This is a genomic window from Synechocystis salina LEGE 00031, from assembly GCF_015207985.1.
Classification (GTDB): Bacteria; Cyanobacteriota; Cyanobacteriia; order Cyanobacteriales; family Microcystaceae; genus Synechocystis; species Synechocystis salina.
The window spans coordinates 1-22940 of record NZ_JADEVV010000002.1 but is presented as its reverse complement, the minus strand read 5'-3'; the positions used below and the strand labels follow the sequence as shown (position 1 = coordinate 22940).

19 protein-coding genes and 2 pseudogenes are annotated in these 22940 nt (G+C 47.5%); 10 read left to right on the top strand and 11 right to left on the bottom strand.

From position 1 onward, the window contains the following. Nucleotides 1-52 precede the first annotated feature (52 nt). Nucleotides 53-835: an enoyl-ACP reductase FabI gene (gene fabI / locus IQ217_RS00895; RefSeq protein WP_190598086.1), complete on the bottom strand. Its 783-nt coding sequence runs from the start codon at nucleotides 833-835 to the stop codon at nucleotides 53-55. A gap of 126 nt (nucleotides 836-961) precedes the next feature. Then, nucleotides 962-1792 (bottom strand): ABC transporter ATP-binding protein, encoded by an 831-nt coding sequence (locus IQ217_RS00890; protein WP_228023889.1) that lies wholly within the window; start codon nucleotides 1790-1792, stop codon nucleotides 962-964. Nucleotides 1793-2007: 215 nt separating this feature from the next. Between IQ217_RS00890 and IQ217_RS00885 the strand changes: the two genes are divergently transcribed. After that, nucleotides 2008-5067, top strand: coding sequence for a CHAT domain-containing tetratricopeptide repeat protein (locus IQ217_RS00885; RefSeq protein ID WP_228023887.1), 3060 nt, complete (start codon nucleotides 2008-2010; stop codon nucleotides 5065-5067). 20 nt (nucleotides 5068-5087) lie between these two features. On the opposite strand, the gene trpB is transcribed toward IQ217_RS00885, so the two are convergent. The 3 genes from trpB to IQ217_RS00870 form a co-directional block, all read right to left on the bottom strand. Then, entirely contained in the window at nucleotides 5088-6326 is a 1239-nt protein-coding gene (gene trpB, locus IQ217_RS00880) for a tryptophan synthase subunit beta (protein ID WP_194018579.1), read from the bottom strand. 122 nt (nucleotides 6327-6448) lie between these two features. Beyond that, nucleotides 6449-7045 (bottom strand): ATP-dependent Clp endopeptidase proteolytic subunit ClpP, encoded by a 597-nt coding sequence (gene clpP / locus IQ217_RS00875; RefSeq protein WP_162329222.1) that lies wholly within the window; start codon nucleotides 7043-7045, stop codon nucleotides 6449-6451. A gap of 78 nt (nucleotides 7046-7123) precedes the next feature. Next, on the bottom strand, nucleotides 7124-7966 hold the full coding sequence (locus tag IQ217_RS00870) for a type 1 glutamine amidotransferase (protein ID WP_228024255.1): 843 nt from the start codon (nucleotides 7964-7966) through the stop codon (nucleotides 7124-7126). 74 nt (nucleotides 7967-8040) lie between these two features. Here IQ217_RS00870 and gtrB point away from each other — a divergent pair, with 74 nt between their 5' ends. The 9 genes from gtrB (at nucleotide 8041) to corA (ending at nucleotide 17499) form a co-directional block, all read left to right on the top strand. Beyond that, entirely contained in the window at nucleotides 8041-8997 is a 957-nt protein-coding gene (gtrB, locus tag IQ217_RS00865) for a glycosyltransferase GtrB (RefSeq protein ID WP_190598083.1), read from the top strand. Between the two features lie 200 nt (nucleotides 8998-9197). Continuing rightward, nucleotides 9198-10952 carry an arginine--tRNA ligase gene (gene argS / locus IQ217_RS00860; protein ID WP_194018578.1) on the top strand — a complete coding sequence of 585 codons (1755 nt, stop codon included), beginning with the start codon at nucleotides 9198-9200 and terminating at the stop codon, nucleotides 10950-10952. A gap of 96 nt (nucleotides 10953-11048) precedes the next feature. Continuing rightward, nucleotides 11049-11246, top strand: a complete 198-nt coding sequence (locus tag IQ217_RS00855; protein ID WP_194018577.1) for a hypothetical protein — start codon at nucleotides 11049-11051, stop codon at nucleotides 11244-11246. A gap of 5 nt (nucleotides 11247-11251) precedes the next feature. Continuing rightward, nucleotides 11252-11521, top strand: coding sequence for a type II toxin-antitoxin system RelE family toxin (locus IQ217_RS00850; RefSeq protein WP_194018576.1), 270 nt, complete (start codon nucleotides 11252-11254; stop codon nucleotides 11519-11521). Then, nucleotides 11518-12942 (top strand): GTP-binding protein, encoded by a 1425-nt coding sequence (locus IQ217_RS00845; protein ID WP_194018575.1) that lies wholly within the window; start codon nucleotides 11518-11520, stop codon nucleotides 12940-12942. Before IQ217_RS00850 ends, IQ217_RS00845 begins: the two co-directional genes overlap by 4 nt. Before the next feature lie 168 nt (nucleotides 12943-13110). After that, a complete protein-coding gene (gene lysA / locus IQ217_RS00840) occupies nucleotides 13111-14520 on the top strand; it encodes a diaminopimelate decarboxylase (RefSeq protein WP_194018574.1) in 1410 nt (469 codons plus the stop codon). A gap of 42 nt (nucleotides 14521-14562) precedes the next feature. Then, on the top strand, nucleotides 14563-15474 hold the full coding sequence (gene cdaA, locus IQ217_RS00835) for a diadenylate cyclase CdaA (protein ID WP_190598077.1): 912 nt from the start codon (nucleotides 14563-14565) through the stop codon (nucleotides 15472-15474). Beyond that, complete coding sequence (gene uppS / locus IQ217_RS00830) at nucleotides 15471-16220, top strand: polyprenyl diphosphate synthase (RefSeq protein ID WP_190598076.1); 750 nt, start codon at nucleotides 15471-15473, stop codon at nucleotides 16218-16220. Before cdaA ends, uppS begins: the two co-directional genes overlap by 4 nt. A 115-nt stretch (nucleotides 16221-16335) precedes the next feature. Beyond that, the gene (corA, locus tag IQ217_RS00825; protein WP_194018573.1) at nucleotides 16336-17499 is read left to right on the top strand and encodes a magnesium/cobalt transporter CorA; all 1164 of its coding nucleotides are present in this window, start codon (nucleotides 16336-16338) and stop codon (nucleotides 17497-17499) included. 326 nt (nucleotides 17500-17825) lie between these two features. On the opposite strand, the pseudogene IQ217_RS00820 reads toward corA, so the two are convergent. The 6 genes and pseudogenes from IQ217_RS00820 to IQ217_RS19330 form a co-directional block, all read right to left on the bottom strand. After that, nucleotides 17826-18446, bottom strand: a pseudogene (locus tag IQ217_RS00820) (IS1 family transposase); the annotation flags it as partial. A 122-nt stretch (nucleotides 18447-18568) separates the two neighbouring features. Beyond that, nucleotides 18569-19471: a fructose bisphosphate aldolase gene (locus tag IQ217_RS00815; RefSeq protein ID WP_194018640.1), complete on the bottom strand. Its 903-nt coding sequence runs from the start codon at nucleotides 19469-19471 to the stop codon at nucleotides 18569-18571. Nucleotides 19472-19659: 188 nt separating this feature from the next. Then, nucleotides 19660-19947 (bottom strand): 2Fe-2S iron-sulfur cluster-binding protein, encoded by a 288-nt coding sequence (locus IQ217_RS00810; protein ID WP_338116572.1) that lies wholly within the window; start codon nucleotides 19945-19947, stop codon nucleotides 19660-19662. Nucleotides 19948-19972: 25 nt separating this feature from the next. Continuing rightward, on the bottom strand, nucleotides 19973-20929 hold the full coding sequence (locus IQ217_RS00805; RefSeq protein WP_194018572.1) for an aldo/keto reductase: 957 nt from the start codon (nucleotides 20927-20929) through the stop codon (nucleotides 19973-19975). A 33-nt stretch (nucleotides 20930-20962) separates the two neighbouring features. Then, nucleotides 20963-22465 carry an ATP-binding protein gene (locus tag IQ217_RS19335; RefSeq protein ID WP_338116573.1) on the bottom strand — a complete coding sequence of 501 codons (1503 nt, stop codon included), beginning with the start codon at nucleotides 22463-22465 and terminating at the stop codon, nucleotides 20963-20965. A 30-nt stretch (nucleotides 22466-22495) separates the two neighbouring features. After that, nucleotides 22496-22801, bottom strand: a pseudogene (locus IQ217_RS19330) (PAS domain-containing protein); the annotation flags it as partial. Nucleotides 22802-22940: the final 139 nt, after the last annotated feature.

The window sequence follows — 22940 nt, the reverse complement described above, 5'->3', positions numbered from 1 at the left end:
AGCTCTTGACACAAGCCTCACAGAAAGTGACACCATCTCAATCTTATTTTTACTAGTTATACATACCCATAATTTCATAGCCAGAATCGACGTAGATAATTTGCCCAGTAATGCCACTGGATAGGTCACTGGCCAGGAACGCCGCCGTGTTGCCCACTTCCGTTTGGGTGACGGTGCGTTTCAATGGTGCCACCTCTTCCACATTGTGAATCATATCCAAAATACCCCCTACGGCCGAAGAAGCCAGGGTCCGGATGGGACCAGCGGAAATACCGTTAACGCGGATATTTTGGGGGCCCAATTCCGCCGCTAGATAGCGCACAGTCATTTCTAGGCCAGCCTTAGCAACCCCCATCAGATTGTAGTTGGGAATGACTTTCACACCGCCGAAATAGGTCAGGGTGATGATGCTACCGCCATTGGTCATTAGGGGTTTTGCGCCCCGGGCCAAACGACCAAGAGAATAGGTACTAATTTCCATCGCTTGGCTAAAGGCTTCCTTGGGAATGTCGGTGTAATTCCCCGTTAAACCAGACTTGTCCGCAAAGGCCAAACAATGGATCAAAATATCGAGTTTGCCCCATTTTTCCTTCACAGTATTGAACAGGGCATCCACCTGGGCATCGTCCTGTACATCCCCCGGCAACACAAGGGTGGGGTGCAAGGGCTCGGTCAACTCCCGCACTTTCTTTTCAAATCTGCCTTTGTCGTCCGGAAGATAACTAACGCCAATTTCAGCCCCGGCGCGGTGTAGTTGTTGGGCAATGCCCCAGGCAATGGAGCGATTATTGGCGATGCCGGTAACGAAGGCGTGTTTGCCGCTGAGATCTAACATAAAATTTCCCATGGGGATGCTCAAATGTGGTAGTGGCTCAAAAACTAGTCGGGGGAGCCATCAACCCCAACCTTTCAATATACCCCCCAGTCCGTACTTCCAAGAAGCCCATCGGGGTAAGGCGCACTATCCAGGCAATCCATTGCGGTCTGAACCTGGGACATTACCGTTTTTCTGAAGTTCTTCCTCCCGGTGGGGAATCGTTTTAATGACCTGATCCCGGAGAATCTGCCCATCCTGGAAGGAAATAATCCGTTCTCCATGGCTGGCCACATCGGCTTCGTGGGTCACCACCACAATGGTGATGCCTGTGCTGTGCAACTGGGCAAAAATAGCTAACACTTCCTCGGTGGTGTGGGAATCCAACGCCCCAGTGGGTTCATCGGCCAGCAGCAATAACGGTTCGTTAACAATGGCCCTGGCGATCGCCACCCGTTGTTGTTGTCCGCCAGATAATTGATTGGGACGGTTATGTAGCCTTTGGCTGAGCCCTACCCTAACCAAGGCGGCGATGGCCTTTTCTTTTCTGGTTTCCGCCGGTATGCCCGCATAAATCATCGGTAACATGACATTTTCCAGGGCGGTCATCTGGGGTAACAGATAAAATTGCTGAAACACAAAGCCAATTTTGCGATTGCGAATTTTGGCTAACTGGTCAGCACTTAAACCGGACACATCCTCCCCGTCCAAGAAATAATGGCCTAGGGTGGGGCGGTCTAGGCAACCAATAATATTCATCATGGTGGACTTACCCGATCCAGAGGCCCCCATAATGGCGCAGTAACTACCCTTGGCAATGGTCAAACTGACATCAGCCAAAGCTTTGACTTCCGTTTCCCCTGCCCCATAAATTTTGGATACTCCCTCTAGGCGCAGCAGCACATCCCCTTGGGAAGAATTTTGGCGATCGCCCTTGCTGGCCGGGGAGTAGGTCATTAACGAATTGGAATCAAGCATGGAGGCTATCTAGAGCGAACGGCAGACAACAAGGATATTAGTCGTGTCTATTATGATAACGACTTTGATGTTCTAGAATTTTCATAGGGGACTGCATAGTAACAGGAACAATGGACGATCAATAATTAGCTAGTAGTTATTGGTTTGTGATCACTCCCCCCAACTGAGCGTGACAAATTCTGACTTTTGCTTGGAGAAAACACCATGCGCTTCCCTTGGCTATTAATTCTCAGTTTTTTTTTCTTTCCTGCCCCGTCTATGGCCAAGCAGAAGTAGAAGTACTTGATAGCGCCGTCGGGGAGTTAGAAATAGGGGATTTAAGCTCGGACAATGGTGTGATTTTTGACCTTTATCCCCTCCAGCTAACGGCGGATCAGTCTGTATTAATTTACCTAGAAAGTCAGGATTTTGACCCCTATTTAATCTTGATGGATGGAGAGGGTAATAAGTTAGCAGAAAATGATGATTTATATGACACTAATGCGGGTATTTTAATCAATCAAATCGATCCCCAAGGATATGGGATAGTAGTTACCAGCAATAAGCCAGGAGTAACGGGCAAATATCAACTAAAAATCATTCTGCCCGATGCCAAACAATTAATTGAAATTCAGGGGCACCAATCCCTCATTCAAGCCCAAGCCATGATGGATGAAGGTTCCAAAGAATCCTTACTCCAGGCGATTGAATTATTTACCCAGGGTGTGGAATTTTATCAGCAAATAGGCATTATTAATCGAGAAATGGTATTTGCCCTCAATCGTTTAGGCACCATTTATTCTGACTTTGGGGAAAACTCCCAAGCCCTGGAATATTATCAACAGGCCGTTCCTTTAGCTCAACAGTTGGGAGACAAAGCTCTAGAGGGAGCTACCCTAAATAATATTGGCAGTATTTACAACGCCTTGGCAGATCGAAAAACGGCCATTGATTATTATCAACAAGCTCTAGTTTTAATCCGTCAAGCCGGGGATAAAACGGAAGAAATGACCACGATTAATAACCTGGGGGTAGCCTATGACAACCTAGGGGAAAGCGAGAAAGCTTTACAATATTATGCTGAAGCCCTTGCCCTTGGAAAAGAGCTCAATGATTTAAAAATGGTGGGTACTACCCTCAGCAATATTGGTTTAGCCTATAACAATTTGGGGGAAAGGGAGAAGGCGTTGGAATATTACCAACAGGCCCTGACCATATCCCGCTCCGTCGGCGATCGCCAGGGAGAAGCAGTGCGGTTAAATAACATTGCTTTGGTGTACGACGGCTTTGGAGAAAAGGATCGGGCTCTGGAACATTACATTCAATCTTTAGTGATTGCGGAAGCGGTGGGAGACCAATCTCTCCAGGGTTCAGTCATTAGTAATATCGCCTTAGTGCTGGATGGGTTGGGGCAAAAAGCCCAGGCCCTAGAATATTATCAACAGGCCTTAGAATTAGCCCGATTAGTAGGCGATCGTTCCGGGGAAGGGGTGCGGTTAAATAATATTGCTTTGCTCTACGACAGTGTTGGCGAAAAAGATGAAGCCTTAGCCTATTATCGACAAGCCCTCCAATTGGCCCAGGACACAGGCGATCGCCTGGTGGAAGGAGCCATTTTAAGTAACATCGGCTATGTGTATGACGGCTTGGGACAACTAGACCGGGCCATGGACTATTATCAGCGGGCTTTGGCGCTCCGTCGAGAGATTAAAGACCGGGATGGAGAAGCTTTAACTTTGAATAATATTGGTACGATTTACTATGCCCGCGAGGATTATGGCCAAGCATTGAATTACTACGAACAGGCTTTGACCCTCAGTCGAGCAGTGAAAAATGTGGGGCTAGAAGCAACTATTTTAAGCAATATTGGTTATGTGGAATTTGATCAGAAAAAATACGACAAATCCACTTTATTTTTAACCCAAGCGATTGATTTATTTGAATCAATTAACAGTGAAGATTTAAGTGATGAATTGAAGGTTTCCTACTTTGATACCTATCTGTACAATTATTTTCGTCTCCAGGAGAGTTTAATTGCCCAAAATCAACCGGCTGTAGCCCTAGAAATTGCCGAACGGGGCCGGGCCAGGGCTTTAGTAGAACTGCTCAATAAACGTTTTGCCAGGGACGCCGATTTTATCCCCACCGAAAAACCCAATATTGCCGCCCTGAAAAAAATCGCTGGCGATCGCCAAAGTACCCTAGTGACCTATGCCCTCATTCCCACCAAAGAGCTGGCCTCCCCCGTCAAACTTTACGTCTATGTCATTGCCCCCGATGGCACCATGGCATTCCGCCAGATGGACTTTAACCAAGATTTAAAGGACGTAGATTTTGTGCAATTACTCCAAACCACCAGGCAATCCGTCACCAGGCGATCGTCTTCCAATATCATTGCTCGCCGCACCGCCCAGGAAGCCAGTACCTCCCTCCAACAACTGCACCAAATTCTAATTGACCCCATTGCCGACCTGTTGCCCAGCAATGCCGATGCCCCCGTCATTTTTATTCCCCAGGGCCCTCTCTTTGGCATTCCCTTTCCCGCTCTCCAGGATAGTAATGGTGAGTATTTGATTGATAAACACACCATACTTACTGCCCCTTCTATCCAAGTGTTGGCCCAAACTGCTCAACAAAAGCAACGGCTCAATCAGCAAGCATTAAATTTGACCCCGGCCCTAGTGGTGGGTAATCCCTATCCCTACCCTGACAACCTCAATGACCTAGAAAACGCCGCCAATGAAGCTAAACAAATTGGTCAATTGTTAGGGGTGCAACCCCTCATTGGTAAACAGGCCAGGGAGGAAACGGTATTGGCCCAAATGCCCCAGGCTGGAGTGTTGCACTTTGCCACCCATGCCAGCTTTGACGAGCAAAATGGTTTGGAAAGTGCTATTTATCTAACGGCGGAACCAGGGCAAGGCAAGGATGATTTACTGAGCACTCCAGGGCGCATCACAGCAGCAGAAATTTTTGATCATTTTGAAACTAATCCCCTCCATGCGGACATTGCCATCCTCAGTGCCTGTGACACAGGGCAGGGGGAAATTACCGGCGATGGGGTGATCGGCCTTTCCCGTTCCCTCATTGCGGCAGGGGTACCCAGTATTTTGGTTAGCCTCTGGAGTGTGGATGATGCTTCCACAGAAAAGTTGATGACCCAGTTTTATCAACAATGGCAACAGCAAGGATTAGGCAAAGCTGCTGCCCTCCGCCAAGCTATGCTCCAACTTAAGGAAGAGTATCCCGAACCCTACTATTGGGGCGCTTTTACCCTGATCGGGGAAGCAGACTAATCTTCCTCCGCCAGGGAGTATTAAATTTCCATCTGCAGGTATTTAGCCACCGTCTGCACGTCCTTATCCCCCCGACCGGAGCAATTGATCACAATCCGTTCGCCATTTTTCAGTTGGGGACAGAGGGTTTCTAAATAGGCAAAGGCATGGGCCGTTTCCAGGGCTGGAATAATGCCTTCCAACTCCGATAACCTCTGCAAAGCGGCGATCGCCTCTTGGTCAGTGACGCTGTAATATTCCGCCCGTCCCGCATCTTTGAGGTAACTATGTTCAGGGCCTACACCGGGGTAATCCAGTCCCGCACTGATGGAATGGGCTTCGGTAACCTGACCTTCCGTATCCTGCAACAAATAACTCATGGCCCCGTGTAATACTCCCGGTTTACCCATGGTTAAAGTGGCCGCGTGTTTACCAGAGACAATGCTTTCCCCCGCCGCTTCGATGCCAATCATTCTGACTTCCGGTTCATCGATGAAGTCATAGAACAGCCCCATGGCGTTGGAGCCACCCCCCACACAGGCCAACAGCACGTCCGGCAAGCCCCCCCATTTTTCTAAGGATTGTTGCCGGGTTTCCTGGCCAATGACCCGATGAAAATCCCGCACCATCATGGGGTAAGGATGGGGCCCCGCCACGGAACCGAGGATGTAGTGGGTGGTTTCCACATTGGTGACCCAATCCCGAATTGCTTCAGAAGTAGCATCTTTGAGGGTACCTGTGCCCGCCGTCACTGGTTGCACCCTGGCCCCCAGCAAATTCATCCGAAAAACATTTAATTTTTGCCGCTCCATATCCTGCACCCCCATGTAGATGATGCATTCCAAGCCAAAGCGAGCACACACCGTAGCCGTGGCCACTCCATGCTGACCAGCGCCGGTTTCGGCAATGATCCGTTTTTTGCCCATGCGTTTAGCTAATAAAACTTGGCCAAGGGCATTATTGATTTTGTGGGCCCCCGTGTGGTTCAAATCTTCCCGCTTGAGGTATATCAAGGGATGGGTACCGTCGGGACGGGCATAATGGGCACTTAACCGTTCCGCAAAATACAGAGGGGAAGAACGGCCCACATAGTCCTTCAGTAACCCTGTCAATTCTTCCTGGAAGGAACTCTCCGCCCGATAACGATAGTAGGCTTCCTCCAACTCTGTCAGAGCAGGCATGAGGGTTTCGGGCACGTATTTACCACCGTAGTTACCAAAACGCCCCAAGGCATCGGGGTATTGGTGGCGGGGGGGAGAAAGGGGGGAAGTGGTGTTCACGGACGGTCAGGAAAGGGAATGGGGAAAATGGGGGGGGATTGGTTAGGCCATTGCATTAATATTCTCAGCCAATGGCCTGGTAACCTTCTAGCGAGCAATGGGGGTTGAACCCGTACAACCAATTAAAGAGGGTCACTGGCGGAAGGCCGACGGTTAATCACTTGGTCAATCAGGCCGTATTCCTTGGATTCCTCAGCGGACATAAAGAAATCCCGTTCCGTATCAGCGGTGATTTCCTCCAGGGACTTGCCGGTGTGGTTGGCCAAATGTTGGTTGAGTAGTGCTTTGAGATAAAGAATTTCCTTGGCTTGAATTTCAATATCCGTCGCTTGCCCCTGGGCTCCCCCTAGGGGTTGGTGAATCATAATGCGGGAGTTGGGCAGACTCATGCGCTTACCTTTGGCTCCGGCACTGAGGAGAAAAGCCCCCATGCTGGCCGCTAAGCCGATGCAGATGGTGCAGACATCGGGACGGATTTGGTTCATGGTGTCGAAAATTCCTAGCCCTGCCGACACCGATCCCCCAGGGGAGTTGATGTAGAGATAAATGTCTTTTTCCGGATCTTCCGCTTCTAAAAATAGCAGTTGGGCAACAACTAAATTGGCATTCTCGTCCCGGACTTCTTGCCCCAGGAAGACAATCCGCTCCCGGAGTAGGCGGGAATAAATATCAAAGGCGCGATCGCCACGCCCAGACGTTTCAATGACGGTTGGAATCATGGAGAGATGGTGTTGTTACCGTAGTATTCTTCCTAGATTGTGCCATATTCTCCGCGCCTAGGGGTTGGGGCCAGGGGATTAGGCTTGGCTAACAACTTGATGGTGTAGATATTCCAACAATTGGACTAGGACTGCGCCCATAGGGGCAAATCTCGTCTGGTCAGCCGTCAAAATGGTGGCGGCATCCTGCACAAAGGGGCCAGGGATCAATTCCTCGGCACAATTATCCACCAACGCCTGAGCTGCTGTGGGGGTAGTTTCCAGATGGCATTGCAGACCGATGACCGATCGCCCAATTTGGAAAGCCTGATGCTGACAAGCTGCACTGGAGGCAATCAACTCGGCCCCTGGAGGTAAATCAAAGGTTTCGCCGTGCCAATGGAAAACTTCAATACTGGGGGGAAACTGAAATAAATCTAGCTTTGTATTACTGGACTGACTGGTGATGGGAAACCAGCCAATTTCTTTGACTGCGTTGGGATAAACTTTGGCTCCCAAAGCATTGGCTATGAGTTGGGCTCCCAGACAAATACCTAAGATCGTTTTACCAGCGGCGATCGCCTGACGGATGAATGCCTTCTCCTCTATCAACCAAGGATATTCCACTTCGTCGTTGACGCTCATGGAACCCCCTAGGACAATCAACAGGTCTATGGTCGCTAAGGGGGGAAAACCAGGGGAGGTAGACTGCTCGAATAAACAAGTCTGGCTGATGCTGTAGCCTTTAGTTCTCAACCAAGGCTCAATGGCACCAAGGTTTTCAAAGGGAACGTGCTGGAAAAAGTGAGCTTGCATATGGTAATTTTCTGAAAATATCCTGGAAATATTACGGAATTGCTCGAGCCGGTGCCAAGGAACGAAATTATTGATAACTAACTGGCGATCGGTATGGTAACAGTAGCCGCAATCAACCAACTGCATTGATTTTAACCAGATCACCCCATTGGACAACGACATTAACGAGCTGATAAATCAACAGGAAATAACTTATATCTATGACCATTGAACTGTCCATTGTGATTCCAATGTACAACGAGGAAGATAACCTGGAGCATTTATTTGCCCGTTTGTTAGAAGTGCTGACTCCCCTCAAAATTACCTACGAAATTATTTGCGTTAACGACGGTAGTAAGGATAAAACCCTGAGCCAATTAATTAATTGCCACCAAACTAATCCCCAAATCAAAATTGTTAATCTGTCCCGTAACTTTGGCAAAGAAATTGCTCTTTCTGCTGGTATTGATTATGCCCAGGGGAAGGCGGTTATTCCCATTGATGCCGACCTCCAGGACCCGCCAGAATTAATCCATGAATTAGTTAATAAATGGCGCGAAGGTTATGATATTGTCTATGCTACTCGCCGTTCACGCCAAGGGGAAACCTGGGTAAAACAATTCACCGCTAAAATGTTTTACAAAGTGATTGGCCGCATGACGGAAATTAAAATCCCCCCCAACACCGGCGATTTTCGTTTAATGGACCGCAGGGTAGTCAATGCCATTAAGCAACTACCAGAAAGAACTCGGTTTATGAAAGGTTTATTTGCTTGGGTAGGCTACCGGCAAACTTTCGTCTTATTTGATCGGGAACCCCGCTTCCAAGGACAAACTAAGTGGAATTACTGGAAACTCTGGAATTTTGCCCTGGATGGGATTTTTTCCTTTAGCTTGCTTCCTCTGAAAATTTGGACCTATCTAGGCTTAATTATTTCCCTGCTTTCCTTAGCCTATGCCAGTTTTTTGATTTTAAAAACCTTAATTGTTGGCACCGACGTACCGGGTTATGCTTCTTTGATGGTGGCAATTTTATTTCTTGGGGGAGTGCAATTAATTAGTCTGGGGGTAATTGGTGAGTATTTGGGGCGAGTTTATGAAGAGGTCAAAGCTCGACCATTGTATTTAGTTAGTGATCTTTGGGGGTTAGAATATCTGCAATTGGAAAGACTTAATTAAGCTGGAAGATGGAAGTTTTTTAGGGCCATTGATTGTCCCAGGACTAACATTGGTGATCAACCAGTTTTACTTTGCAAATTCCCATGGGGTAATTAATCTAATATACTGGTTATATCGAGGCTTGTTATAGGGCATTACTGTCCAGGCAACAGCCTAAGTTTTTGATTGTTTCAAGTTCACTTTCCCTAACATCATCGTCCATGGTATCGATTCTGACCCAACTCAATGATCACTTTGCCCAAGCTCTGGGAGGTCAGTTTCCGCCCGATGTTACCCTGCCCACTCCCCTGGTGGTGCCCGCTTCCAATCCTAAATTTGGCGATTTTCAATGCAACATTGCCCTGCCCCTGGCCAAGCAGTTGGGTCAACCACCCCGGGCGATCGCCATGGAGATTGTAAATAAAGTTAATTTGAGCGGAATTTGTGAACCATTAACCATCGCTGGGCCGGGTTTTATTAACCTCAAGCTATTGCCTGATTATCTGGGAGAACAATTAATTAAACTCCAACAGGACCAACAATTGGGCGTGCCCCTAATCCAAGTTGAAGAAAGGGTGGTGGTGGATTTTTCGAGCCCCAACATTGCCAAGGAAATGCATGTGGGTCACCTCCGCTCTACCATCATTGGGGATTGTTTGGCACGGGTGTTGGAATTGCGGGGCTATGACGTTTTGCGCCTCAACCATGTGGGGGATTGGGGCACCCAATTTGGCATGTTAATTACCTATTTAAAAGAGGTTTATCCAGAGGCATTGGTAACCGCCGACGCGTTAGACATTGGCGATCTAGTTACCTTTTACAAGCAAGCTAAACAAAGGTTTGATCAAGATGAACAATTCCGGGAAACGTCCCGCCAAGCCGTAGTTTCTCTCCAGGCGGGGGATGCAGAAAGCATCAAAGCATGGCAATTACTTTGTGATCAATCCCGACGGGAATTTCAACTGATTTACGATTGTTTAGATATCACCATTGAGGAACGGGGAGAGTCATTTTACAATCCCTTTCTACCCGGTGTAGTGGAACTATTGCAGGAAAAAGATTTACTGGTGGAAGATAACGGTGCCCAATGCGTTTTCCTTGACGGTTTCACCAATAAAGATGGCGATCGCCTGCCATTAATAGTGCAAAAATCCGACGGGGGCTATAACTACGCCACTACCGATTTAGCCGCTTTGAATTATCGCCTAACAACCGATGGGGCGCAGAAAATTATTTACGTCACCGATGCGGGGCAGGCCAACCATTTTGCCCAATTTTTTCAGGTAGCCCAAAAAGCTGACATTCTCACTGACCCCAGTCAAGTAGTCCATGTGCCATTCGGCTTGGTTAAGGGGGAAGACGGCAAAAAACTGAAAACCAGGGCAGGGGACACCATTCGCCTCAAGGATTTGTTAACGGAAGCAGTCGCTCGGGCTAGACAGGACTTGGAAACTCGCTTAACAGCAGAAGAACGGCAAGAAACTGAAGCATTTAAGACCGAGGTGGCCCAACGGGTGGGCATTGGGGCAGTGAAGTATGCCGACCTTAGTCAAAATCGCACCAGTGATTACGTTTTCAGTTTTGACAAAATGTTGGCTCTCCAGGGCAATACGGCGCCCTATATGCTCTATGCCTACGCCCGTATTCAGAGCATTAGTCGGGAAGGGGGCATTGATTTTGCCCAAATGGCCAGCGGTGAAATTATTTTGACTGAACCAACGGAGTTAGTTTTGGCTAAAAGTCTTTTACAATTTGCCGACGTCATTGAAACGGTGGAAACTAGTTTATTGCCCAATCGTCTTTGCGATTATCTTTATGAATTAAGCAAAGTTTTTAACCGTTTTTATGAAAATTGTCCGGTGCTCAAGGCAAAGGATCCCCAGCGTCGTTCCCGTTTACTGCTTTGTGATCTCACCGCCAGAACTTTAAAATTAGGTCTGTCTTTATTGGGCATCCCGGTTTTAGACAGGATGTAAGTATGGGAAAATAATGTCGCCATTTATTTGCCAAAATCATTTTGTTAGAATAGATTACACAGGTAAAAATACTTTGATTATTTTGAGTTAATAGTTATGAATATCAATTATCCTTTTGCCCAAGAACTAATTAAAGATCCCCAGGGAAACATTCAAAAAGTTGTGATTGATTTTGATGATTATCAAAAAATGCTTGAAAATTTTGAAGATAATCAACTGTTAGCTTTTATGCATAAGGTTAAAGATGAGACTCCTTTAAGCCATTCTGAAGCTCTAGTAGAACTAGAGAACTAATTTCGATGGATGTTCAATACTTTCCTAGTTTTATCAAAGATTTAAAAAGACTAAAACATTCTCCTCAATACGAGCTCATTAAGAGCTTAGTCTTTGATGAAATCCCCCAACTTGAACAAATCCAAAGTATTCCTAATGTCAAAAAACTCAAAGGAGAAGACAATGCTTATCGAATACGCCTAGGGGACTATAGAATTGGTTTTTATATTCAGAATGAGAGCATTATTTTGGCAAGAGTTATCCATCGTCGAGAATTTTATCGTTACTTTCCATGAATAATAATTCTTTGACTGATTTAGACCAGACCTTAGATATTATTAGTGCGATTCAAGAAGATTTAAATTATCAACAAGCCCAGGCTAGCTTGACGGCGATCGTCGAACAAATTGATCTTGATACTAGGGAAAAACAAGGACTGGAAAGGGAAATTGGTCACCTCTGTGCCATGCTAGAAAACCTCAATCAGGGACTAGTACAAATTGCGGCTTTTGGCTTGGTGGGAAGGGGCAAATCTTCCCTGCTCAATGCCCTTTTAGGGGAGCAAGTTTTCACCACAGGACCAATCCATGGCGTTACCCAGAGCCACCAGTCTGCTCCCTGGCAACTGACCCAAGCAGACGGTTTATCCACCGTTACCATTTCCGGTTGGGGTAATGCCCAATTACAATTAATTGATACACCGGGCATTGATGAAGTAAAGGGCAAAGAACGGGAACAATTGGCGATCGCCGTGGCCCAACAGGTGGATTTAATTTTGTTTGTCATTGCGGGGGATATGTCCCAGGTGGAATTCCAAGCCTTGTCCCAACTGCGAGCGGTGGGCAAACCAATGTTGTTAGTATTTAATAAAATTGATCAATATCCGGCGACAGATCAGCAATTGATTTACGAAAAAATTCGTGATGAACGAGTAAAAGAATTATTGTCCCCAGAGGAAATTATCTTAGTTTCCGCCAGTCCTTTGGTGACAGAATTGAGAGAAAATGCCCAGGGAAAATTGGAACGTTATCAATACAGGGGGGAAGCAAAAGTTGATAACCTACGCTTGAAAATCATTGATTTACTCCAACGGGAAGGGAAATCTTTAGTAGCTTTAAATACCTTGCTTTGTGCTGATAGTTTGAATGATAAATTAGTGCAACAAAAAATGCGTTTGCGGGATAGCCAAGCCAATAGCATTATCCAAAAAGCAGTGATGGTTAAGGCGGCGGCCATTGCCCTCAATCCGGTGACTGTGCTGGATTTATTCAGTGGGGCGGTGGTGGATGTGGCCCTGATTATTTCCCTCTCCAAGCTGTACGGCTTGCCCATGACCCAAACGACGGCGATCGCCCTGTTGCAAAAAATTGGGGTGAGCATGGGGGGCATCACGGCCAGCGAATTTTTGGCCGGATTGGGACTCAGTTCCCTCAAAGGCTTACTTGGTCTAACGGTGCCGTTAACGGGGGGATTGGCCCTGGCCCCTTATATTTCCGTGGCTCTCACCCAAGCTAGCGTGGCCGGAGTTTCCACCTTGGCGATCGGTCAAGTGACCAAAACCTACCTAGCCAACGGAGCCGCCTGGGGAGAAACGGGGCCCCGGACGGTGGTGCGAGACATCCTCAATTCTTTGGATCAAAATTCCGTTATGGCCCGCATTAAGCAAGAACTGCAGGGGAAATTAACGCCAGAAAGAATTGTATCCCCCTCTCCTTGACCGCAGTTGCAGAAGAAAAAGAAGGAAAACAATCATCCCCAAGGTTGATAAACTGAGATATTACAAGAGTTATTGATACTTTTAGGGTTTTGCTTTGCCCCCGGTTGTTGTAGCTCCGCTGTCCCGCCAGTTCGATTAAATTTTATCTGTATTAAAATTCCCCCTGCTATGCTCTCCACTGAAATGCCCCGTACGACCACCGGAAGTACATTGTTAAAAACCCCGGCCTCTCCCTCCCCCAACCAAAATCTTTTACCTCTGACCGCCGTAATCAATAAAAACGGTGAACTGGAAATTGGTGGTTGCTCCGTCACGGCTTTGGTGGAACAGTTTAGCTCTCCCCTCTACATTTTGGATGAAACCACCCTCCGGCAAGCGGCCCAACAATATCGTCAATCTTTCCAAACCCACTATCCTGGCCCCAGTCAAGTAATCTACGCTTCCAAAGCTTGGAGTTGTTTAGCCGTAGTGGCGATCGCCGCCCAGGAAGGTTTGGGGTTCGATGTGGTATCCGGCGGAGAATTATTCACCACGGTTTCGGCTCTAAAGCAATTGGGTTGGGACGAAGCTGAGATTGCGGAAAAAATTTACTTCCACGGCAATAACAAATCGGTGCAGGAACTCCAAGAGGCGATCGCTGTTAATTGCACCATCATTGTCGACAACTGGCTGGAATTAGAAACCCTGAGCAAATTGGCGGCCAACTCAGGGGAGCCGGTAAAAATCATGTTGCGCCTCACCCCCGGCATCGAATGCCACACCCATGAATATATTAAAACTGGACATTTAGACAGCAAATTTGGCTTTGATCCCAACCAGCTAGAAGCGGTTTTCACCTACATTGCCGAGCAGCCCGCACTCCATTGCCTCGGACTCCATGCCCACATCGGCTCCCAAATTTTTGAGCGCCAACCCCACCAAGACTTAGGGGAAGTGCTGGTGCAATGGTTTGCCAAAGGTTTAACCTACGGCCTGCCCCTGAAGGAACTCAACATCGGCGGTGGCCTAGGAATTTGCTACACCGAAAGTGATGATCCCCCCAGCATTGAAGAATGGGCCCAAGCGGCGGCCCTCTCCGTAGCCAAGGCCTGCGATCACCATAATGTCCCTTACCCCAAACTCATTGCTGAGCCGGGACGTTCCCTAGTGGGGTCTGCCTGTGTAACGGCCTATCGGGTGGGGGGGCGCAAAGTCGTGCCCAATATCCGCACCTACATTGCCGTCGATGGCGGCATGTCCGATAATCCCCGCCCCATCACCTACCAATCTGTGTACCGCGTTGCCCTAGCTAACCGCATGAACGATGAGCTAAGCGAAACTGTCACCGTGGCCGGGAAACATTGTGAGTCCGGCGATATTCTCGTTAAGGATGTGGCCCTACCCGCTGCTGAGCCAGGGGACATTCTAGTGGTCACCGCCACCGGAGCCTATAACTACAGCATGGCTTCCAACTACAACCGTTTAGGTCGCCCAGCCGCTGTACTAGTAAGCCAAGGGGAAGCAAACCTGATTCTGCAACGGGAAACCTACACCGACCTATTACGCCAGGATTGTTTACCCAACCGTCTACTTTCCTAAATTTCTCCCCACCCCCACCCTAACGACCATCTCCCCTTACCCATGTCGGGCTTTCCCCCGGATTTTGTCTCCCTACTCCCCCTCCTCCATGGCGCCCTCGATCTTGGCTTAGTCATCGGTTTGTTTTACCTGCTAAGCCGGGTCTTTGGTGAAAATCAAACCCTATGGATTATGAGGGGGCTGTTGGTGCTGATGGTGGCCCAGGTGGTGAGCGATCGCCTCCATTTAGAATTGTTGAAGTTTGTGCTGGAAAAATTTGTCTTGGGCACAGCGGTGGCCCTAGCCGTAATCTTCCAGGCAGAACTGAGGCGATTTTTAGAACTGCTTGGCCAGGGGAGATTTTTAGAATTATTGCGGCGGCGGAGTTCTAGCCCCCCCAGCACCGATGCCATTGACGAAATTGTCGATGCCGTCAAGGAACTGTCCCAAAATCGGATTGGGGCTCTGATGGTGATGGAAGCCCAAGGAATTTTAGACAGCCGTATTTTTCTCAATCGGGGGGTAGCCATTGACAGTAAATTGTCCAAGGAATTGTTGCAAACCATTTTTCAGCCAAAAACCTTGCTCCACGATGGAGCCATTTTTATCCGGGGCTCCCGTTTAGTGTCCGCCGGGGTGATTTTGCCGCTCTCAGAACGCAGTGCTTCTCGGCAGTTGGGCACCAGGCACCGGGCCGCCATGGGCATCACCGAAAAAAGTGAAAATTGTCTTTGTATTGTCGTTTCCGAGGAAACTGGCTCCATTACCTTGGCCCAGGGGGGAAATCTCAACCGTCCCCTGACTAGCAGTAAACTAAAGGAATTGCTCGAAACTGAATATGCCCCCCCCACGGAGCGGGAGTCCGTTACCCCCCAACTCAGCCGCCTGAGCCGTAGCCTGAGTAACCAAAGTTGGGGAATACTCAGACGTTTGCTTTGGCTGCCTTCCTCAACTGCCCAAAACGACAAAAAATGACTATTAAACCTGTCATCTTAGAAACATTACCGCCGGATTTGGACAAGCAACGGTTACCCCAACATGTGGCGGTCATCATGGATGGGAATGGCCGCTGGGCAAAGCAAAGGGGAATGCCAAGGATTATGGGCCACCAGCGGGGGGTGGACTCCCTGAAGAATTTGTTACGTTGTTGCGACGATTGGGGCATTTCTGCCCTGACGGCCTATGCTTTTTCCACCGAAAATTGGGGCCGTCCCTTGGAAGAAGTGGAATTTTTGATGACCCTGTTTGAGCGGGTGCTACGGCGGGAATTGAAGGAAATGATGGCGGAAAATGTCCGTATCCGCTTTGTGGGTAATCTTACTTCCCTGCCACGTTCCCTCCAGGATGAAATTGCCCGCTCCATGGAAGATACGAAAAATAATACGGGAATCCGCTTCACCGTGGCCACCAACTACGGCGGCCGCCAAGAAATTGTCCATGTCTGCCAGGCGATCGCCAGGGAAGTGCAAGGGGGGAAGTTAGACCCAGAAACCATCGATGAAGGGGTGGTGGAAAAATATCTCTATACTGAAGGTTTATCCCATCCCGACCTCTTGATCCGCACCAGTGGAGAATTGAGAATCAGCAACTTTTTGCTCTGGCAAATGGCCTACGCGGAAATTTATGTCACCTCCACTCTCTGGCCCGACTTTGACCGCCAAGCGTTCCATTTAGCCCTGCGGGACTATCAACAAAGGCAACGTCGTTTTGGTAAAGTTTAGGGCCAGCCCGACATTGTCGGAATTTATGCCCAAATCCCCATCGCCAAAGAACCGCAGTTTAAACAAACTTTAAACAGCCTGCGATAAAATCAACTAGTTTTCCTGAGCATTTGCCATGCCCCAAACCCAAACTGGCATTGAGGATTTTCTCCTGCGCCAACTGCGCCGCCCCCCAGAAGCAGAGGAAGAGGAAGACTATTTCGACTATTTTTACGATGAACCGGGCAGTGAACCAGGGACCCTCAGCATCGAACCCGATGCGCCCCCTTCTCGCATAGTCTTAGTGGACTATAGCCCCAACCATGCTGTCCGCAAATCCGATATCAGTCCCAACGCCCTCAGGCCCTACCTAGGCACCAACACCGTTTCCTGGATGGACATTGAAGGTTTGGGTAGTGAAGAGGTGCTTAAGGAAGTAGGGGAAATTTTTAAGTTACACCCTCTGCTGTTGGAAGATATTGTTAACGTGCCCCAACGGGCCAAGGTGGAAGATTATAACGACCATGTCATGGTGATTGCCCATCGGGTACGCCCCAACCGGGAAGAAGATGGATTTGAGAGTGAGCAGGTCAGTTTTGTGTTGGGCAAACGTTACCTGTTAACTTTCCAGGAAGGCCATATTATTGATTGTTTTAATCCATTGCGGGAAAGAATTCGTACCAACCAGGGAAAAGTGTGCCAACAGGGGGCGGATTACCTCTGTTATTTGTTAATTGACATGTTAATTGATGAATATTTTCCCCTCTTAGAAGACTATGAAGAACGCATTGAAGCCCTAGAAGATACCATTATTCGTAATCCTAATAGTTCATTGATGGAGGAAATTTACCATATTCGTCGGGAACTGTTGGCCCTGAGAAGGTTAATTTGGCCCCTGCGCCATGTGATGAATGTGCTGCTCAGGGACACCACCAATTCCATCGTAACAGCAGACGTAAGAATTTATTTTAGAGATTGCTACGACCACATTATTCAAGTGTTAGATATTATTGAGGCTTACCGGGAATTAGCTTCGAGTTTAATGGAGGTTTATATGACTGCCATGAGTAATAAAATGAATGAGGTAATGAAGTTTTTGACTGTTATTTCTACTATTTTCATTCCCCTAACTTTTATTGCTGGGGTTTACGGCATGAACTTCAAATACATGCCAGAACTAAATAGTCCTTGGGGCTACTATATTACCTGGATAGTGATGATTTTAATTGCCGGAGGCTCCCTCTATTTCTTCTGGCGCAAGGGTTGGCTTAGTCCCTCCTATGATTTGGGGGAAAAGTAGCTTGGTAATTATCAAGCATATTTTGATTGTTTGAAGGAAACTTGAGGGTATTGCCAAGAGGTCTTTAAACGGATTGTGACTCGGCTCGATGATATGTTCTGACCCGCTCATAATTTGTGGTCAAGCTATCGCTCTTCTATCAGAAAAGGGAAGATAGAATAGAAAAAAAAGCTGAAAGCTAGAGGTAGCATATGGTAGCCCCCTGTAAAGTCATTGATAGACAAATATTGCTGAGCCTACAGAGACTTGTTCCTAGAAGTGAGAAGTTTAGAGTACTTTAAATATTTGCATCTAGGATTAATTCTGGATATAAAAAGAAGAGAGTTTCAAGCAAGTAATGAAAGCCGCCAGTTACGTAACAATTCTATGCTGTCATTGACCCTGAATTTAGCAAATATTGCCATGGTAATATCAACCATGCCGGCTGACTTGGAGACAACCTTAATCCGGCGGCAAACCAATGGCGATTATCTGAGTTGTTTCTCTCAATCCCGACGATTTCCCTTTTCCTAATCACATGGAACGCATCAGGATGTTCATCCAGCAGTTGTTGAGAAGGCTTCCAGTCATCGGTGCAGTACACCGTCACTTTCCACTTTGCCAGTCTCTCCAGCAAACGACCTAGGGTTTGACTATCAAGATTTCCCAGTTCCCAGTCGATGAGTCTCCCAGTAAGACGGTCATATGCTTTCCAGATCCATAACTTGTTTTTTCATCTGGAGAAAATGCCACAGTTTGTCTAATTCCACCACCATGGCTGAGTCTGGGGCTGGTTTTTCATAGTTTGCTTCACCAAAATCTCTAACCTAGTTGAGCACTGACTGAGTGGAAACTCCCAATAGTTTTGCCTTAGCATTCATTGACATACCACTCATGTACAGCAGGACTGCTTCTAGTTTCATCCAGAGAGGTTTACCCTGTTCCTTGGAGAGATTTGTGAGTTGATACAAAAGTTTGCAGATCAGTTAACGTAAATGGGCAAAGTTAGACGGGAGGACGGCAGGGGCAAGTTTTACTGTGCTTTAATTTGGGCGCCCCTTAAAAGTATGAAATTTTTCCCTACCACAGATTATGTGAGTGATGCCTGATAGATCCTTTGAATGGATTCATCCAACATGGTGTTGAACTCGCCATCGGTTTGCTGGGCGGTCAGCCCTTCAGTCAAGGCGCGGGAAAAGCTTGCTATGACACCGTGATTCCTACCCAGGCGTTCATTGGCTTCCATTTGGGAGTAGCCACCAGACAAAGCAACCACTCTCAAAACACTGGAATGTTCAATGCAATCGCTATAAAGGTTGTCTTGCTCCGGCAGGGTAAGTTTGAGCATCACCCACTGTTCTTTGGACAATTGTTCAAGATGCTTCAGAATGGCAGCTTTGAGTAGTGTTTCTGCCATAGCCTTCTCTGGGCAGTGAATGTCCACCTCTGGCTCAATGATTGGCACCAGTCCGGCGGCAATCATTTGCTGGGCTAGCTCGAATTGCTGGTTCACGATCGCCTCGATACCGGTCCCATTGGCATGTTTGATAAACGACCGCATTTTGGTGCCGAAGATGCCTTTTTTCTTGGCTTTCATTAGCAGATCGTCAAGCTGGGGTATGGGCTTCATCAACTGGACTCCGTCCTTCTCTTCGGCTAGTCCCTTGTCGACTTTCAGAATGGGGACGATTTGCTTCTGCTTCCAAAGGTAGTTGACAGTGGGCTCTCCCTCAACTTCCCGGTCCATGGTGTCCTCGAACAGAATCGCCGCCAAAATCCGATCGCCGCTGAAGCCGGGACTAGTCATAATGCGGGTCCGCATTTGATGCACCAGCGCGAACATCTCGTCGTCACCAGAGTAGGTATCCTGTTCGATTCCGTAATCGGCCAATGCGCCCGGTGTGCTACCTCCACTTTGGTCTAAGGCGGCAATGAAGCCAGGATGGGATTTCATTTTTTCCAGTTGTTCCTGGTTCAGTTCGAGAATCATCACGCTTCCTTCCTTTGGGGTAAGTTTCTGTAATATTTTAATGAATTGAAATGATGAAAAAATTAAGATAGCAACATACGGACGAGCAAAAATCAGAGACAGCAAAGATAGCAAAAAAATAATATTGACGGCGATCGCCAGTTATCACCTAGTAATTAAGACGATCGCCTTGGCCCCAGAAACCATCAAATTTAGTCACTGTCAGGTTGCCCAAGACTTTGACCTGACAGGCAGGCCAGCCGCCGAGTCGTTTCGGGGCCATGGGGAGGCAGGGATAAACGGGTCTGTTCCTGCCAACCCAATGTCGAAACCTCGCCCTTGATCGCCACCGCACAAGTTCCACAGGTTCCCAAACCCTGGCAATTTATGATTTTGGCATTGCCGTTATGGACGGGAATTTGGTTTTTCAGTAACACCTGCCGGAGATTAGTTCCCCTCTGACAGTTAATGATTTTTCCTTGGACAGTAATGCTCGGCATGGTTTTCTATAATTCAAAACAAAGTTTAGATTTCATCCCATAGACTTTCTAAGGTATAGGGGCTGCCTGAAATTGTCCAAAACTCCCCTGAGACGTAGCGATAATGACAGTCTAGTGCCGCAATGTTTGCCATTTGAGCATCAGTGAGGGTAATATCTGCCGCCTTCAAATTTTGTAGTAGTCGTTCAGGATTAACCGACTTCGGAATAGTTACAGTTCCCCGTTGAATTGCCCAGGCTAAAAGGACTTGGGCTGCACTGCATCCTTGTTCAGTCGCAATCGCAGCAATCACTGGGTCAGCTAGTAATTTTGGTTCTGCCTCCTTCTGAAAAGCCGCCGGGCGATCGCCAGAGCCCAGGGGAGAATAACTCGTGAGTAAAATGTTTTGGGATTCAGCAAACGCCAGTAAGTCTGATTGCTGGAGATAGGGGTGAAGTTCCACCTGATTGACGGCGGGGCGAATACGGGCCATGGACAGGAGCATTTCTAACTTTTTAAGGCTGAAATTAGACACCCCAATATGGTGACAGAGTCCTAAATCAACTGCTTTCTCTAAGGCTTGCCAGGTTCCTTCTAGGGAAGCTTGGGTAAATGGCAATAACTGATCACCGGATTCAGGAAACCCAACACCGGGTTCAATGACCACCGGCCAATGGATTAGATACAGATCCAAATAATCTAGACCCAAATCCTGCAAAGTTTTTTGGAGAGCAGGTAAAACCGCGTCGGGATGATGGGCATTACTCCACAGCTTGGAAGTGATCCAGAGATCCTCTCGCTTTACCAAACCCTTCTTGAACGCATTGGCAAAAGTGGCTCCAATTTCCGCCTCATTGCCATAGATAGCAGCACAGTCAAAGTGGCGATACCCCAAGTCCAAAGCTTGCTCAACGGCTTGACCTACCACTTGGGGGGACGACTTCCACGTTCCCAGACCTAGGGCAGGAATCTGCTCCCCATTGCTCAAATGGAAATATTTCATTGAATTCATCCTAGTCAGGTATTTGAACAAAAGTTAACGTTTTTGGCTCAGCACTTGTCGCACTTTAGTTGCTAGCTCCAAACGATTATAGGGTTTACTTAGCAGCTCCACCCCCGGATCGAGGCGACCGTTATGAACAATGGCGTTATCGGTGTAGCCAGAGGTAAATAAAATCTTGAGTTTGGGATACATTGCGTTGGCACGATCAGCTAATTCCCGCCCGTTCATGCCACCGGGCATAATTATGTCGGTAAGCAAAAGCTCGATATCGTTATGGCTGCCCAAGACTTTTAGTGCATCGGGGCCGGATGTGACGGCTGTGACTCGATAACCTAGGGAGCGCAACTGGGCTTCAAGGTGTTTCAGTACCAAATCGTCGTCCTCGGCAATCAAAATATGCTCCGGACCACCTTCCGGTAATGATTCCTGGGTTGGTTGATAATTTACTTGCTGGGCACCTCTCACCATCGGGAAGTAGAGTTTAACTGCCGTGCCTTCACCGGGTTCGGAATAAATTTTTATATGTCCACCCGATTGTTTGGTAAAACCAAAGACCATGCTTAAACCAAGGCCACTGCCCTTGCCCACCGTTTTAGTGGTGAAGAAGGGTTCAAAGGCATGGCTCACTGTATCTGCATCCATGCCAATGCCAGTGTCCGAAACACAAATCATGACATACTCGCCCGTTATCACTTCAGAGTGGCGATCGGCGTAATCACTATCCAGCACAGCAGTGGAGGTCTCAATGGTTAATTTACCCCCATCTTGCATGGCATCACGGGCATTGACCACCAGATTCAACAATGCTGTTTCCAGTTCACCAGCATCAATTTCTGTAATGCCTAGATCAGGATCGGGGACAAATTCAAGCTCAATATTTTCTGGTAGGGCTCGACGAATCAGCCCCCACATCGCCTCCACTAAATGATTAATATTTATCACTTTCGGGTCAAGGGGTTGGCGGCGGGCAAAGGCCAGTAAATGGCGGGTTAGTTCGGCACCACGTTTAGCGGCCGATAATGTCATTTCCGCCATACTTTGTAGGTTTGGCTCCGCCACCAGTTCTGACAACATTTCGGCGTTACCCAGGATAATCGTTAATAAATTATTGAAATCGTGGGCCACGCCACCTGTCAAATGCCCTACAGCTTCCAGTTTTTGCGACTCCCTTAGCCTCTGTTCCATTTGTATTCGCGCAGTAATATCACGCTGCACTGAGACCAAATGAGTACAGAGCATCTTGTCATCTAGCAAGGGAATAATCTCAAGTTCAATGCAATATTGTTTGCCTGTCTTTGTGTAGTTGATAAGCTGTGCACGGACTGAATCTTTATTTTTCAGGGCTGTCTTAATCCGGCTTAATTCCCCAGGGTCTGTTTGGGGTCCTTGTAATAATCTGGGACTACGTCCAATGATCTCCTGCGATGTGTACCCTGTCAATTTTTCAAAAGCTGGGTTGACATAGACAATTTTTGGTCCCGGCTCATCCAGGGGCTCTGCTTCGGTAATAAGAATAATGTCATTGAGCTTGGACACAGCGATATTTAGTAACCGTAGTTGTTCACGTTCCTTTCGCCGCTCTGAAATATCTGAAAAATATACGGAAAGGCCATCAGGAGATGGATAGATACGCACTTCGAGCCACTTATCATCGGGGGGAAAATATTCTTCGAAATGTAGTTTTTGTCCTGTCTGTGCAGCCCTGCGATACCATACAGCAAAAGAGCTATGATAGCCAATACTACATTTTCGCCAGATAATTTCCCCAAGTAAATCTTCAACCGTACCACCCAATATTTCCGCCGCCTTCTGATTTAAATAGGTAAATCGAAAGTCATGGTCAAGGGTAAACAAGGCATCGGTAATACTTTCTACGGTATGTCGGGCATTGTCTGCTTAGGGAGTGAGAGCTAGAATTGTTACGCAGTATAAGGTTGAAAAAAATGAACTGTATCTATTGTGAAAGTGAACGGGTAGTGAAAAATGGAAGAAAGAAGCTGAAGACGAGACA

What these genes read in the sequence shown, in the direction of transcription:
- fabI (WP_190598086.1), bottom strand. Translation starts at nt 835, where the DNA reads ATGTTAGATCTCAGCGGCAAACACGCCTTCGTTACCGGCATCGCCAAT.
- IQ217_RS00890 (WP_228023889.1), bottom strand. Translation starts at nt 1,792, where the DNA reads ATGCTTGATTCCAATTCGTTAATGACCTACTCCCCGGCCAGCAAGGGC.
- clpP (WP_162329222.1), bottom strand. Translation starts at nt 7,045, where the DNA reads ATGATTCCAACCGTCATTGAAACGTCTGGGCGTGGCGATCGCGCCTTT.
- IQ217_RS00870 (WP_228024255.1), bottom strand. Translation starts at nt 7,966, where the DNA reads ATGCAGTTGGTTGATTGCGGCTACTGTTACCATACCGATCGCCAGTTA.
- gtrB (WP_190598083.1), top strand. Translation starts at nt 8,041, where the DNA reads ATGACCATTGAACTGTCCATTGTGATTCCAATGTACAACGAGGAAGAT.
- argS (WP_194018578.1), top strand. Translation starts at nt 9,198, where the DNA reads ATGGTATCGATTCTGACCCAACTCAATGATCACTTTGCCCAAGCTCTG.
- IQ217_RS00855 (WP_194018577.1), top strand. Translation starts at nt 11,049, where the DNA reads ATGAATATCAATTATCCTTTTGCCCAAGAACTAATTAAAGATCCCCAG.
- IQ217_RS00850 (WP_194018576.1), top strand. Translation starts at nt 11,252, where the DNA reads ATGGATGTTCAATACTTTCCTAGTTTTATCAAAGATTTAAAAAGACTA.
- IQ217_RS00845 (WP_194018575.1), top strand. Translation starts at nt 11,518, where the DNA reads ATGAATAATAATTCTTTGACTGATTTAGACCAGACCTTAGATATTATT.
- lysA (WP_194018574.1), top strand. Translation starts at nt 13,111, where the DNA reads ATGCTCTCCACTGAAATGCCCCGTACGACCACCGGAAGTACATTGTTA.
- cdaA (WP_190598077.1), top strand. Translation starts at nt 14,563, where the DNA reads ATGTCGGGCTTTCCCCCGGATTTTGTCTCCCTACTCCCCCTCCTCCAT.
- uppS (WP_190598076.1), top strand. Translation starts at nt 15,471, where the DNA reads ATGACTATTAAACCTGTCATCTTAGAAACATTACCGCCGGATTTGGAC.
- corA (WP_194018573.1), top strand. Translation starts at nt 16,336, where the DNA reads ATGCCCCAAACCCAAACTGGCATTGAGGATTTTCTCCTGCGCCAACTG.
- IQ217_RS00810 (WP_338116572.1), bottom strand. Translation starts at nt 19,947, where the DNA reads ATGCCGAGCATTACTGTCCAAGGAAAAATCATTAACTGTCAGAGGGGA.
- IQ217_RS00805 (WP_194018572.1), bottom strand. Translation starts at nt 20,929, where the DNA reads ATGAAATATTTCCATTTGAGCAATGGGGAGCAGATTCCTGCCCTAGGT.